Source organism: Pseudomonas sp. GL_093 (genome assembly GCF_057837605.1).
Map to the genome: position 1 here is coordinate 6257081 of NZ_CM174448.1, position 13331 is coordinate 6270411.

Here is a 13331-nt window from a genome sequence, read left to right on the forward strand (position 1 = left end):
CTGAGACAAAGTATTCAAGCGCCGATTAGCGCTTGAACGCCTTCACTTCAGCTTCACGCAGACGCGGGGCCAGCTTGTCGAGTACACCGTTGACGAACTTGTGGCCGTCGGTGGAACCGAAGACTTTCGCCAGCTCGATACCTTCGTTGATCACAACGCGGTACGGCACGTCGACGCGCTTGAGCAGTTCCCAGGTCGACAGGCGCAGAACGGCCAGTTCAACCGGGTCCAGCTCTTCGATCGTGATGTCCAGGCACGGCGTCAGTGCAGCGTCGATCTCAGGCTTGTGAGCCGGAACGCCGTGCAGGATGTCGTGAAAGTAAGCGGCATCGACATCGCTGAAATCGTTATCGACCCGAAACTGCGCTTCGATCTCGTTCAAAGATTGCTTGGCCATGTGCCATTGGTACAGCGCCTGAGTCGCGAGCTGACGGGCTTCGCGACGCTTGACGCTTTTCGATGGCTTGCCGGCATCCGCAGGCTTTGGATCGCGCGGGTTGAAACGATCGCTTTCGTCGCTAATCACTTGGCCTCCAACTGCGCCAGCAGGCTGACCATTTCCAGAGCGGACAGGGCAGCTTCAGCACCTTTGTTACCGGCCTTGGTGCCGGAACGTTCGATGGCTTGCTCGATGGAATCAACGGTCAGCACGCCAAATGCGACTGGAACGCCGAACTCCATGGACACCTGGGCCAGGCCCTTGGTGCATTCGCCAGCCACGTATTCGAAGTGCGGAGTACCGCCACGAATGACCGCGCCCAAGGCGATGATTGCCGCGTATTCGCCCTTCTGAGCGACTTTCTGCGCAACCAGCGGGATTTCGAAGGCGCCAGGTGCGCGGATGATGGTGATGTCGCTTTCGCTCACGCCGTGGCGAACCAGGGCATCAACTGCACCGCTGACCAGACTTTCAACGACGAAGCTGTTGAAACGGCCTACTACCAAAGCGTAGCGGCCTTTAGGGGCGATGAAGGTACCTTCGATGGTCTTCAGGGTCATTCGTTAGATCTCTTAAAGAGCCGGGACGCGTTTTCTACGCGTCCCTCAGTGATGTGTTAACCGCGAATCAAGGACTGGAAACAACCGGTCATTATTCGGAGGGCACGTATTCTACAACTTCCAGATCGAAACCGGATATCGCATTAAATTTCATTGGCGCACTCATCAGGCGCATTTTGCGTACGCCCAGGTCCCGAAGGATCTGCGAACCGGCACCGACGATGCTGTAAGTGGTCGGCTTTTTCGCCGGAACGTGCTCCGCGGTTTCGCGGATATGCGCCAGCAACACGTCGCCATCGAGCGGGTGACCGAGCAACAGCACGACACCGCTGCCAGCCTCGGCAACCGCAGCCATCGCGGCGCGCAGGCTCCAGCGGCCAGGCTGCTTGACCATCAACAGGTCGCGCAGCGGGTCCATGTTGTGCACCCGAACCAGGGTCGGCTCTTCGGCGCACACGGTGCCCAGAGTCAGGGCCATGTGCACGTCGCCTTCCACGGAATCACGATAGGTCACCAGGTTGAATTGGCCCAGTTCGCTGTCCAGTGGCTGCTCGGCAATCCGCTGAACGGTACGTTCGTGGATCATCCGATAGTGAATCAGGTCGGCGATGGTGCCGATCTTGATGTTGTGTTCGGCAGCAAACGTTTCCAGTTCCGCGCGGCGGGACATGGTGCCGTCGTCGTTCATCACTTCGCAGATCACGCCGCTTGGCTCGAAACCGGCCATGCGCGCCAGGTCGCACGCCGCTTCGGTGTGGCCGGCGCGAGCGAGGGTGCCGCCAGCCTGGGCCATCAGCGGGAAGATGTGGCCGGGGCTGACGATGTCTTCAGCCTTGGCGTCTTTCGCGGCAGCGGCCTGCACGGTGCGCGCACGGTCAGCAGCAGAGATGCCTGTGGTCACGCCGGTGGCCGCTTCGATGGACACGGTGAACTTGGTGCCGAAGCCGGAACCGTTGCGCGGTGCCATCAAGGGCAGCTTCAGCAGTTCGCAGCGCTCGCGGCTCATCGGCATGCAGATCAGGCCACGGGCGTGCTTGGCCATGAAGTTGATGTGTTCTGGCTGGCAGCACTCGGCGGCCATGATCAAGTCGCCTTCGTTCTCGCGGTCTTCGTCATCCATGAGGATGACCATCTTGCCTTGGCGGATGTCTTCAACCAGTTCTTCGATGCTATTGAGCGCCACAAGGCACCCCCCTTCTTTCGAAATTTGAGCTTCAGGATTTGAGGTAGCCGTTTTGGGCCAGAAAGCTTTCGGTGATGTTACTGGACGTAGGCTCTGCGGCCTTATCGCCCAACAACAGGCGCTCCAGATAACGTGCCAGCAAGTCAACTTCAAGGTTCACCCGGCGACCTGGCTGGTAAGACGCCATGATGGTTTCGCTCAGGGTGTGCGGAATGATCGTCAGCAGGAACTCGGCGCCATCGACCGCGTTCACGGTCAGGCTGGTGCCGTCGACGGTGATCGAGCCTTTATGGGCGATGTACTTGGCCAGCTCTTTCGGCGCGCGGATGCGGAACGCCACCGCGCGAGCATTCTCGGTGCGGGCAACCACTTCGCCCACGCCATCGACATGGCCGCTGACCAGATGCCCGCCGAGGCGAGTGGTCGGGGTCAGGGCTTTTTCCAGGTTGACCGGGCTGCCGCTTTTCAGATCATTCATGGCGGTGCAGTCGAGGGTTTCGCGGCTGACATCCGCTGCAAAGCCGTTGCCTGGTAACTCAACCGCAGTCAGGCACACGCCGTTGACCGCGATGCTGTCGCCCAGTTTGACGTCGCTCAGATCGAGCTTGCCGGTTTCTACGTGTACCCGCACATCTCCGCCTTTTGGGGTCAATGCACGAATACTGCCGATGGATTCGATGATGCCGGTAAACATGGAGTCCTCCTCGAGAACAGGGCCGTCGCGTGGCGCAGGCCCGGAATTATACGCTCGCCGCTGGCGAAGGAATGGCGATGACTCGCCAGTCATCGCCAACCGCGCGAATTTCGGTGATTTTGAGTTCAGGCGCATCCTTCATTTGCGCGAGCGGCCAATCCAGCAGCGGACGCGCAGACGAACCTAAAAACTTGCCAGCGATGAAAATCTGAAACTCGTCCACCAGCCCTTGCTGAGCGAAAGCCCCGGCCAGACGCGGCCCTGCTTCGACCAGCACTTCGTTGACCCCACGGGCAGCGAGTTCGACCAGCAGTTTACGCAGGTCGACCAAGCCATCCTCGCCCGCCACGATCAAGCACTCTGGGCCATGGGCGTATTGCTCTTCGATCGCCATGCACGTGGCGACCAGCGCCGGGCCAGCCTTGAAGAACGGTGCATCCAGCGGCACTCGCAGACGACCGTCGATCAACACACGCAGCGGCGGACGGCTCATGGCCAGGGCCGTTTGCTCAGGATCCAGCCCCAGCTCATCAGCACGCACAGTGAGGCGGGCGTTGTCTGCCAGCACCGTGTCGGCGCCGGTCAGCACCACGCTGGCCTGGGCGCGCAGGCGCTGTACCGCCGAACGCGCCGCCGGACCGGTGATCCATTGGCTTTCGCCGCTTTCCATCGCTGTCCGGCCGTCGAGGCTCATGGCCAACTTGACCCGCACGAACGGCAAGCCGTGCTCCATGCGCTTGAGGAAACCTTCGTTGAGTTTGCGCGCTTCGCCTTCCAGCACGCCGCTTTCGGTAGCAATGCCGGCCTGAGCCAGACGCTGCATGCCACGACCGGCAACCGACGGGTTGGGGTCTTGCATCGCCGCGACGACCCGAGCCACACCCGCATGTACCAGCGCATCGGCGCAAGGCGGCGTACGTCCGTGGTGGCTGCAAGGTTCAAGGGTCACGTAAGCGGTGGCGCCTCGCGCCTTATCGCCAGCGGCGCGCAGGGCGTGGACTTCGGCGTGGGGTTCGCCGGTGCGCACGTGCCAGCCTTCACCGACAATCTGCCCGTCCCGCACGATCACGCAGCCCACCCGAGGGTTGGGGTGTGTCGTGTAATGACCTTTGCGCGCCAGTTCCAGCGCGCGGGCCATGTAATGGGCGTCGAGGATGGCTTGTTCGGAAGAGGTGGTCATTCTTTCACCGGCTCACGGGCCAGGCGATCGATCTCTTCGCGGAACTCGTTGAGGTCCTGGAAGCGCCGATACACGGAGGCGAAACGAATGTAGGCGACTTCGTCGAGCTTTTGCAGCTCGGCCATCACCAGTTCACCGACGACAAGGGATTTAACCTCTCGCTCACCGGTGGCGCGCAGTTTGTGTTTGATGTGCACCAGCGACGATTCCAGGCGCTCGACACTCACCGGGCGCTTCTCCAGCGCACGCTGCATGCCGGCGCGGAGTTTTTCTTCGTCGAACGGCTGGCGGCTGCCGTCGGTTTTGATCAGGCGCGGCAACACCAGTTCAGCCGTCTCGAACGTCGTGAAACGCTCGCCGCAGGCCAGGCATTCACGCCGGCGGCGTACCTGTTCGCCCTCGGCGACCAGACGCGAGTCGATGACCTTGGTGTCGTTGGCACCGCAGAAGGGACAGTGCATGGTGGCAGGCAACAAAAAAAGGGAGGGCCATGGTAGCGCATCCCCGTGGCAAGACAAGCCATAGGGTTTGCGGTATACAGACGGGCTATTGAGCTAGATCCATGGATTTCACCTTGCTGGAGCCGAAAATGTCCCTAAGACCGCTCGTTTTGCTCAGTCTTTTCAGCCTGCTGGTGGCCTGCAGCAGCGATGCGCCCAAGCCCCAGCCGCCGACGCCAGGCCCCGCGCCACAACAGGCACAGAAGAAAGCCAAGGAATCGGCCAACCTCGGCCCGCTGCCCGCGTATCAGCGTGAATTGAGCGGCACGCTGCAAGGCGTGCCGGCCGACGCCGAAGTCGAACTGGCGCTGCTGGTGATCGATGATAAGGGCCGTCCGCAACAATTGTTGGCCAGCTCCAGCCTGATCGGCACCAATCAGATTCTGCCGTTTCACCTGCGTTTCAACCCGGAATCCTTCCCGGTCGGTGCTCGCGTTGAACTGCGGGGCCGCGCCAGCCAGTCCGGCCAGCTGATTTTGCATCTGCCGTCGCAAGTCATCAGCCAGCCAACGACGCAAGTGCTGGGTCAGCTGCAATTCGTCAAAGCGCCATGATTGCACCGCTCGACCTGCAACAGGCGCTAGGCGAACTGCTCGGTGATGCGCAGCTTGTGCCTGTCGCATTGCCGGACACCGACCTGAAGCTTTGGCTGATCAACGGCGACAACATGGACCGCGCGTTCAGCCCGGAAGAAACCCGGCGGATTCTGCATGAGCCGCCTTATTGGAGTTTCTGCTGGGCCAGCGGCCTGGCGGTCGCCCGTTATCTCGCCGAATTCCCTGAGTGGGTCAAAGGCAAACGGGTACTGGATTTCGGCGCCGGTTCCGGGGTGGCGGGGATCGCGGCAGTCAAGGCCGGAGCGCTGGAAGTGGTGGCCTGTGACCTCGACCCGCTGGCGATTGCCGCCTGTCGGGCGAATGCCGAACTCAATGACGTACACCTCAACTACTCAACGGACTTTTTCGCCGAAGCGGATCGCTTTGATCTGATTCTGGTGGCCGACGTGCTGTACGACCGGGCGAATCTGCCGTTGCTCGATGAATTCTTGAGTCGCGGCCAGCAAGCCCTGGTGGCCGATTCACGCGTGAGGGATTTTCGCCACCCGTTGTATCAACGCATCGAGATGCTGGAAGCGATGACCCTGCCCGATCTGGCCGAGCCCGAAGAGTTTCGGCATGTGAGCCTCTACCACGCGCGGCGTGGCTAGCCTTATAGTTGCCCCATTCACGCTTTTACGAGATCCCCCATGAGTCAGGAAACGCCGTACATCTTCGACGCCACAACTGCCGATTTCGAGCAGTCGGTGATCGAGAACTCTTTCCACAAACCGGTGCTGGTGGATTTCTGGGCCGAATGGTGTGCGCCGTGCAAGGCGTTGATGCCGATGCTGCAAACCATCGCCGAGAGCTATCAGGGCGAGTTGCTGCTGGCCAAGGTCAACTGCGACGTCGAGCCGGACATCGTTTCGCGCTTTGGCATTCGCAGCCTGCCGACGGTGGTGCTGTTCAAGGACGGTCAGCCGGTGGATGGTTTTGCCGGTGCACAGCCGGAATCCGCAGTGCGCGCCATGCTCGAACCTCACGTGCAAATGCCGCCACCGGCTGCTGCCGATCCGTTTGAGCAAGCTCAGGCGTTGTTCGATGACAACCGCTTTGCCGACGCCGAAGCCACACTGAAAGTGCTGCTGGGCGAAGACAACACCAATGCCAAGGCGCTGATCCTCTACGCCCGCTGCCTCACCGAACGTGGCGAGCTGGGCGAAGCGCAAATCGTGCTCGATGCGGTCACGAGCGATGAGCACAAAGCTGCCCTGGCCGGCGCCAAGGCACAGATCCAGTTCCTCGGTCAGGCCAAGGACCTGCCGGATGCGGCAGACCTGAAAGCGCGCCTGGCGAAAAATCCGCAGGACGATGAAGCGGTTTATCAGCTGGCGATCCAGCAACTGGCCCGTCAGCAGTACGACGCGGCGCTGGATGCGTTGCTCAAGCTGTTCGTGCGCAATCGCAGCTACAGCGAAGGCTTGCCGCACAAGACCTTGCTGCAGGTGTTCGAACTGCTGGGCAACGATCATCCACTGGTGACCACGTACCGCCGCAAGTTGTTTGCTGCGCTGTATTAACCTGCGTTGATCCAGCTGTAGAGCGGCGTATCCCCGCCGCTCGACACTTTCACATCGGCGCTATGGCGCAAGCGCACCAACAGGCGTTTGCCCGACGCCGCACTGCCGGTCAGTCCTTCCAGCTGATCCAGCAAATCCGGCCCGCTCAATTGCCCGGCCTTGCGCAGCAAATCCTTGGCGATCTGCCACAGCGCATCATCCTGATTGATCGGTTTTGCCGGCGCTGTACTGGCCTCCGGCGTCATCACCTGCAACTGCGCACCGAACCGTGCCCAGTCGCCGTCATCCATCTCCAGCGTCAAATCCACCGGCCAGTCGCCGATGCTTCCGCGTATACGCAACATAAGTCTGCTCCTGCACATTTCTGACTTGCATGCTCCCATGGGACTTGTGCAACGCCAAGCAGGCGGTCAAACTCTCGGCACCTACGTTATAAGATTACATAACAAATTCTTCATTTTACTTTTCGGAGACCCGCCATGCGCCGTCTGCTTCTCGCTCTGCCGTTTGCCCTGTTGCCGCTGGCCGTCGCCCACGCCGCTGATGAACACGACCATGAGCACGGCAGCCTCGGCGCCCACGAACATGGCGTCGGTCGCCTGAACGCAGCGCTGGACGGGCAGACTCTGGAGCTGGAACTGGAAAGCCCGGCGATGAACCTGGTGGGTTTCGAACACGCTGCCACCACCGACGCCGACAAGGCCAAAGTCGCCGCGGTTCGTGCGCAGCTAGAGAAACCGCTGGTGCTGTTCAACCTGCCGAAAGCCGCTGGCTGCGTGATTGCGACTCAGGAACTGGAAAGTCCGTTGTTCGGTGACAAGCCGGATGCCGATGATGATCACGACGAAGATGCCAAAGATGGACACCACCACAACCACAGCGAAATCCACGCGCATTACCAATTCAGCTGCTCGGCACCCGGCGCGCTGAAAAACCTGGACCTGGCGAACATCTTCAACACCTTCCCGGCGACCCAGAAGATTCAGGTACAACTGATCAGCCCGAGCGGGCAGCAAGGTGTAGAAGTGACGGCCAAGGCAGCTGCCCTGAAATTCTAAACTCACCGAAGATCCCTTGTGGGAGCGAGCCTGCTCGCGAAAGCGGTCTGACAGTCGACATTGATGTTGAGGCTGACGGCCCCTTCGCGAGCAGGCTCGCTCCCACAGGGTTCACCACCAACTTGACCGGTTTCACATGACCCAAGCACTCATCGAACTGTCCGACCTGGGCTTCAGCTGGCCCGGTCATCCGCCGCTGCTGGATATCCCGGCGTTTCGCCTTATGCCAGGCGAAACCCTGTTCCTCAAAGGCCCCAGCGGCAGCGGCAAGACCACCCTGCTCGGCCTGCTCGGCGGTGTGCAGAAGCCTGATCGCGGCAGCATCCGATTGCTGGGCCAGGAGCTGACCGAACTCGGCGCCGGCGCTCGCGACCGCTTCCGGGTCGATCACACCGGCTACATCTTCCAGCAGTTCAACTTGCTGCCGTTTCTCTCGGTGCGCGAGAACGTTGAGTTGCCCTGCCACTTTTCCAAACTGCGCGCTGAACGGGCGATCCAGCGCCACGGCAGCGTCGATCAGGCGGCGGCCACCCTCCTCGCCCACTTGGGTCTGAAGGATGAAAGCATCCTCAGTCGTCGCGCCGATTCGCTGTCCATCGGTCAGCAGCAACGGGTTGCCGCTGCGCGCGCGTTGATTGGTCAGCCTGAATTGGTGATCGCCGACGAACCGACTTCGGCCCTGGATTACGACGCTCGCGAGAACTTCCTTCGCTTGTTGTTCGCCGAATGCCGCGAAGCCGGGTCGAGCCTGCTGTTCGTCAGCCATGACCAAAGCCTGGCACCGCTGTTCGATCGCCACCTGTCGCTGGCCGATCTCAATCGCGCCGCCACCCCGTCCGAGGTCTGAGATGTATTTGTTTCGTCTAGCCATGGCCAGCCTGGCTAACCGCCGCTTCACCGCGATCCTCACCGCGTTCGCCATCGCCCTGTCGGTCTGCCTGCTGTTGGCCGTGGAACGGGTGCGCACCGAAGCCAAGGCCAGTTTCGCCAGCACCATCAGCGGCACCGACTTGATCGTCGGCGCCCGCTCCGGTTCGGTGAACCTGTTGCTGTACTCGGTGTTCCGCATCGGCAACGCCACCAACAACATCCGTTGGGACAGCTTCGAACACTTCGCCAACAACCCGAAAGTGAAGTGGGCGATCCCGATGTCCCTCGGCGACTCCCATCGCGGTTATCGGGTGATGGGCACCACCGAGGCGTACTTCGAGCATTACCAGTACGGCCATCAGCAACACCTGGAACTGGCCGACGGCCGCGCCTTCGCCACTGACCCGTTCGAAGTGGTGCTCGGCGCCGAAGTGGCCGATGCGCTGCACTACAAACTCAGTGACAAACTGGTGCTGGCCCACGGTGTGGCGGTGATCAGCCTGGTCAAGCACGACGACAAGCCGTTCACCGTGGTCGGCATTCTCAAACGCACCGGCACCCCGGTGGACCGCACGTTGCACATCAGCCTCGGCGGCATGGAAGCGATTCACATCGACTGGCATAACGGTGTGCCGGCGCGCGGCAACGGTCGGATCAGTGCCGATCAGGCACGCAACATGGACCTGACGCCGCAAGCGATCACCGCGTTCATGCTCGGCCTCAACAGCAAGATTTCTACCTTCGCGCTACAGCGTGAGATCAATGAATTTCTGGGTGAACCGATGCTGGCGATCCTGCCGGGCGTGGCGCTGCAAGAGCTGTGGAGTTTGATGAGCACGGCGGAAAAAGCCTTGTTCGTGGTGTCGCTGTTCGTGGTGCTGACCGGGTTGATCGGTATGCTCACGGCGATCCTCACCAGTCTCAACGAACGCCGTCGGGAGATGGCGATTCTGCGTTCGGTGGGTGCCCGGCCGTGGCACATCGCGACGTTGCTGGTGCTGGAGGCGTTTGCCCTGGCACTGTCGGGCGTGATTGCCGGGGTGGGGCTTTTGTATGTGGGCATCGCCTTGGCTCAAGGCTATGTGCAAGCGAATTACGGCTTGTACCTGCCGCTGGCCTGGCCGAGCGAATATGAATGGACGCTGCTCGGTGGCATCCTGATCGCCGCGTTGCTGATGGGCAGCGTGCCGGCCTGGCGCGCGTATCGCCAATCTTTGGCCGATGGCCTGTCGATCCGTTTATGAGGACGTTGAACATGCCCCGCGCCGTGCTTGCGCTGTTGATGCTGGTCGCCTTGCCCCTGTGGGCGGCCGGACCGAAAGAGCTGACCTGGTCGGAAATGATCCCGCCGGACGCCGCCCCGGAAGTGCCGAACATGACGCCGTTGCACGACCTGTCGCAGATGGGCAACGCGTTGGCCGCCGAATCGGCGCCAGCGGCCAAGCAAGACATGCCTAATGCACCGGTGGTGAAAAGTCTCGACGGTCAGCACATTCGGCTGCCGGGCTACATCGTGCCACTGGAAGTGAGTGAAGAAGGTCGCACCACGGAGTTTCTGCTGGTGCCTTATTTCGGCGCCTGCATCCACGTGCCGCCACCGCCGTCGAACCAGATCGTGCACGTCAAAAGCAAGGTGGGTGTGAAGCTCGACGAGTTGTATCAGCCGTACTGGATTGAAGGGGCATTGCAGGTTAAAGCGTCGACCAGCGAGTTGGCCGATGCCGGGTATCAGATGCAGGCGGACAAGATTTATGTGTATGAATTGCCGGAGTGAAACCGGTAGTTATGTGGTGTTTGATAGATAGCCATCGCGAGCAAGCTCGCTCCCACAAGGACCGCACTGAACCTGTGGGAGCGAGCTTGCTCGCGATGAGGCCATCAGAGGCGCCAACAAAATCAGGGCCATCACTGTTTCATTGAGCTGAGTCAAAAGACCGTATCAGACGGCTCCGTACCATTGGACATCGAATATTTTTAACGTCCTTTGGAGCCCTCCATGCACAAGTCCTTGCTCAGCGCTTCGCTGTTTGCCCTCGCGCTCGCAGCACCGTTAGCCTACGCCCACGAAGCCGGCGATATCATCGTTCGTGCCGGTGCAATCACCGTCAACCCGAAAGCCGACAGCTCCAGCGTCAAGGTTGATCAAGGTCCGCTGAAGGGTGCCGATCTGGGTGGCAAGGCCACCATGAGCAGCGACACGCAACTGGGTCTGAACTTCGCTTACATGCTCAACAGCCACTGGGGGATCGAGCTGCTGGCGGCCTCGCCGTTCGAGCATGACGTGAAGCTCAAAGGCACCGCCCTCGGCGCAGCCAATGGCAAACTCGGTTCGCTGAAACACCTGCCACCGACGCTGAGCGTTGTGTACTACCCACTGGACGCGAAGTCCGCCTTCCAGCCGTATGTCGGCGCCGGTATCAACTACACCTGGATCTACGATGAGCACGTTGGCAGCGAAGCCAGCGCCAACGGTTTCAGCAACTTCAAGGCGGATAACTCCTGGGGCATGGCGTTCCAGGTCGGCGCCGACTACATGCTGACCGACAACATCATGATCAACGCCCAGGTGCGTTACATCGACATCGACACCACCGCGACAGTGCAAAATAACGCAGTGGCGCAGGGCACTCGCGCCAAGGTCGATGTAGACGTAGACCCGTTCATCTACATGGTTGGCCTGGGTTACAAGTTCTAAAATTGCCGCACAAAAAAGGCGCCTCGAAAGGCGCCTTTTTCATGACTGCGTAAACCTCAGCGCCCCAACAACCGCGCCAGGCCGACACGCATCGGTGTCTGCTCCGGGTAGGTAAAACGCTCCAGCAAACGCTGATTGTTCGCTCGCGAGTGGCGGATGTCACCGGAGCGCGCCGGGCCATAGCTCACCGGCGGCAATTGACCGACCACCACTTCAAGGGCTTCAAGCATTTGCTTGAGGGTCGTGGCCTGGTTCCAGCCGACGTTGACCGCGCCGACTTCGACCTGCGGTTTCTCGATCGCTTGCACCAACAAGTCGACGAGGTCTTCGACGTAGACGAAATCGCGAGTCTGCTCACCGTCACCGAACACCGTGATCGGCAGGCCCTTCTGCGCGCGCTCGCTGAAAATGCTGATCACCCCGGAATACGGCGAGGACGGATCCTGGCGCGGGCCGAAGATGTTGAAGAAACGGAAAATCACCGGTTCCAGACCATGCTGGCGACGGTAAAAATCGAAGTAATGCTCGCTCGCCAATTTGTCCGAAGCGTAGGGCGTCAACGGTGCCTTGGGCGTGTCTTCGTCGATCGACTCACCTTCGCCATTGTTGCCGTAGACCGCTGCGCTGGACGCGTACAGTACCCGTTTGACGCCGGTCTGGCGCATGGCTTCGCAGACATTCAGCGAGCCAATGAAATTGCTCTGGTGAGTCTTCACCGGATCATCCACCGACGCCTGCACCGACGCCACTGCGGCCAGGTGCGCCACAGCGCTGCATCCGACCATCGCCTGCGCGACCAGCGCGGCATCGGCGACATCACCCACGATCAGTTCGACGCCAGGATTGTCCAGCGGCAAGTTGCTGCGTTTGCCGGTGGAGAGGTCATCGAGAATGCGTACCGAATGGCCCTTGGCGAGTAAGGCATCGGTGAGGTGCGAGCCGATGAAACCGGCGCCGCCGGTGATTAAAACAGGGCCGTCAGCCATGGCGATAAAACCTATCCAGTAAGCCCGGGAGTGCCGCACGCCAGGCGCGGGGCTTGATCCCGAAAGTGTGCAGAATTTTCTTGCAGGCCAGCACCGCGTGTTGCGGCTCTTCGGCGGCGTCCGGTCGCGCGGCGTGAGCCTGGGCGGTCGGCGCTTCGATGGCCAGCGGATGCAGAGCGCGTGCTTCGGTGAGGATCGCCTGCCCAAGTGCCAGCGGCGTGGTCGCCTCATGCCCGGCGTAATGGTAGGTGCCCCACAGCGGCGCCGAGCAATCGAGTTGCTTGAGGACCGAGATGATCACCCGGGCGGCGTCATCCACCGGCGTCGGATTGCCCCGACGGTCGTCGGCCATCAGCAATTCTTCAGGCAGTTCGGCGCGGCCGAGGAAACGCCCGAGGGTGCCGTCGGGGCTGTCATCGAGCAGCCAGCCGAATCGCAGTAACACGTGTTGCGGGCAGGTGGCGCGCACGCTTTGTTCGATCCGCCACAAGGCCTGACCGCGCAGGCCCAAGGGCACCGGTTCGTCTTTTTCGCTGTAGGCGGTCGCCCGGGAGCCATCGAACACGCGATAGCTCGACGGTTGCAGCAGCACGATGTTGTGATGCTGGCACAGTTCGGCCAGACGCTCGATCGCCCGTTCCTGCCCGGCCAGACGTTGTTCGCTGACCGTCTCCGCCTGAAACCAGTCGAAGTAATAGGCGAGGTTGATCAACGCGTCTGGACGGGTGTCGTCGAGCAGTTGCGTCAGGGTCGCGGCGTCCCAGCCGTCTTGCGGTGGGCGGGGGGCGAGGAAGCCGATGTCTTCCTCCGCACCGAGGCGAATCAGCGCCTGCCCAAGGGCATTTCCGCCGCCCAGTAACATAAGGCGCATTCGCATAGAGTCAGCAGGCCCAGTCTGATAGAAACAATGGCTTTATCGACACCGCTCGCGGGCGATGCCGTCGATAGTTGCCGGAATCGTTGCATTTTGCGGGTTTAGTGCGCAACCGTCATCCGTAAAGTGTAGATACCTGAGTTCGGCGGCGCCTGTTTCGGCCCTATCGCGAG

Annotated in this window: 17 protein-coding genes; 8 read left to right on the forward strand and 9 right to left on the reverse strand. The window is 61.1% G+C overall.

The features are described from left to right. Positions 1-25: 25 nt before the first annotated feature. The 6 genes from nusB to nrdR all read right to left on the reverse strand — a co-directional run bounded on the left by nusB (position 26) and on the right by nrdR (position 4517). A complete protein-coding gene (gene nusB / locus AC3IUE_RS28890) occupies positions 26-526 on the reverse strand; it encodes a transcription antitermination factor NusB (protein WP_008153530.1) in 501 nt (166 codons plus the stop codon). Then, complete coding sequence (ribH, locus tag AC3IUE_RS28895) at positions 523-999, reverse strand: 6,7-dimethyl-8-ribityllumazine synthase (protein WP_003185938.1); 477 nt, start codon at positions 997-999, stop codon at positions 523-525. Before ribH ends, nusB begins: the two co-directional genes overlap by 4 nt. 91 nt (positions 1000-1090) lie before the next feature. Further along, the gene (ribBA, locus tag AC3IUE_RS28900; RefSeq protein WP_489264419.1) at positions 1091-2182 is read right to left on the reverse strand and encodes a bifunctional 3,4-dihydroxy-2-butanone-4-phosphate synthase/GTP cyclohydrolase II; all 1092 of its coding nucleotides are present in this window, start codon (positions 2180-2182) and stop codon (positions 1091-1093) included. Between the two features lie 31 nt (positions 2183-2213). Then, positions 2214-2876, reverse strand: coding sequence for a riboflavin synthase (locus tag AC3IUE_RS28905; protein ID WP_489264420.1), 663 nt, complete (start codon positions 2874-2876; stop codon positions 2214-2216). A 46-nt stretch (positions 2877-2922) separates the two neighbouring features. Then, entirely contained in the window at positions 2923-4056 is a 1134-nt protein-coding gene (gene ribD, locus AC3IUE_RS28910) for a bifunctional diaminohydroxyphosphoribosylaminopyrimidine deaminase/5-amino-6-(5-phosphoribosylamino)uracil reductase RibD (protein ID WP_489264421.1), read from the reverse strand. Then, entirely contained in the window at positions 4053-4517 is a 465-nt protein-coding gene (nrdR, locus tag AC3IUE_RS28915; RefSeq protein ID WP_003228656.1) for a transcriptional regulator NrdR, read from the reverse strand. Before nrdR ends, ribD begins: the two co-directional genes overlap by 4 nt. Positions 4518-4645: 128 nt before the next feature. Here nrdR and AC3IUE_RS28920 point away from each other — a divergent pair, with 128 nt between their 5' ends. Genes AC3IUE_RS28920 through trxA form a run of 3 tightly spaced genes read left to right on the forward strand, consistent with a single transcriptional unit; the run spans position 4646 to position 6675 of the window. Beyond that, positions 4646-5110 carry a hypothetical protein gene (locus tag AC3IUE_RS28920; RefSeq protein WP_056743691.1) on the forward strand — a complete coding sequence of 155 codons (465 nt, stop codon included), beginning with the start codon at positions 4646-4648 and terminating at the stop codon, positions 5108-5110. Next, positions 5107-5763, forward strand: a complete 657-nt coding sequence (locus tag AC3IUE_RS28925) for a class I SAM-dependent methyltransferase (protein WP_489264422.1) — start codon at positions 5107-5109, stop codon at positions 5761-5763. The genes AC3IUE_RS28920 and AC3IUE_RS28925 overlap by 4 nt, the downstream gene beginning before the upstream one ends. A 39-nt stretch (positions 5764-5802) precedes the next feature. Then, complete coding sequence (trxA, locus tag AC3IUE_RS28930; protein WP_056743673.1) at positions 5803-6675, forward strand: thioredoxin; 873 nt, start codon at positions 5803-5805, stop codon at positions 6673-6675. Here the strand turns inward: trxA and AC3IUE_RS28935 are convergent. Then, positions 6672-7019: a hypothetical protein gene (locus AC3IUE_RS28935; RefSeq protein ID WP_489264423.1), complete on the reverse strand. Its 348-nt coding sequence runs from the start codon at positions 7017-7019 to the stop codon at positions 6672-6674. The two genes, trxA and AC3IUE_RS28935, sit on opposite strands and share 4 nt — an antisense overlap. A gap of 135 nt (positions 7020-7154) precedes the next feature. On the opposite strand from AC3IUE_RS28935, the gene AC3IUE_RS28940 reads away from it, so the two are divergent. The 5 genes from AC3IUE_RS28940 to AC3IUE_RS28960 all read left to right on the forward strand — a co-directional run bounded on the left by AC3IUE_RS28940 (position 7155) and on the right by AC3IUE_RS28960 (position 11298). Next, positions 7155-7733, forward strand: a complete 579-nt coding sequence (locus tag AC3IUE_RS28940; protein WP_056743677.1) for a DUF2796 domain-containing protein — start codon at positions 7155-7157, stop codon at positions 7731-7733. 136 nt (positions 7734-7869) lie between these two features. Beyond that, positions 7870-8580: an ABC transporter ATP-binding protein gene (locus tag AC3IUE_RS28945; protein ID WP_489264424.1), complete on the forward strand. Its 711-nt coding sequence runs from the start codon at positions 7870-7872 to the stop codon at positions 8578-8580. Position 8581: 1 nt separating this feature from the next. After that, positions 8582-9847, forward strand: coding sequence for an ABC transporter permease (locus AC3IUE_RS28950; RefSeq protein ID WP_489264425.1), 1266 nt, complete (start codon positions 8582-8584; stop codon positions 9845-9847). A gap of 11 nt (positions 9848-9858) precedes the next feature. Further along, a complete protein-coding gene (locus AC3IUE_RS28955; RefSeq protein WP_056743681.1) occupies positions 9859-10377 on the forward strand; it encodes a DUF3299 domain-containing protein in 519 nt (172 codons plus the stop codon). Between the two features lie 222 nt (positions 10378-10599). Continuing rightward, entirely contained in the window at positions 10600-11298 is a 699-nt protein-coding gene (locus AC3IUE_RS28960; RefSeq protein WP_056743683.1) for an OmpW/AlkL family protein, read from the forward strand. A gap of 56 nt (positions 11299-11354) precedes the next feature. On the opposite strand, the gene AC3IUE_RS28965 is transcribed toward AC3IUE_RS28960, so the two are convergent. Next, positions 11355-12284: an NAD-dependent epimerase/dehydratase family protein gene (locus tag AC3IUE_RS28965; protein ID WP_489264426.1), complete on the reverse strand. Its 930-nt coding sequence runs from the start codon at positions 12282-12284 to the stop codon at positions 11355-11357. Further along, complete coding sequence (locus AC3IUE_RS28970; protein ID WP_046053235.1) at positions 12277-13161, reverse strand: sugar nucleotide-binding protein; 885 nt, start codon at positions 13159-13161, stop codon at positions 12277-12279. Before AC3IUE_RS28970 ends, AC3IUE_RS28965 begins: the two co-directional genes overlap by 8 nt. Positions 13162-13331: the final 170 nt, after the last annotated feature.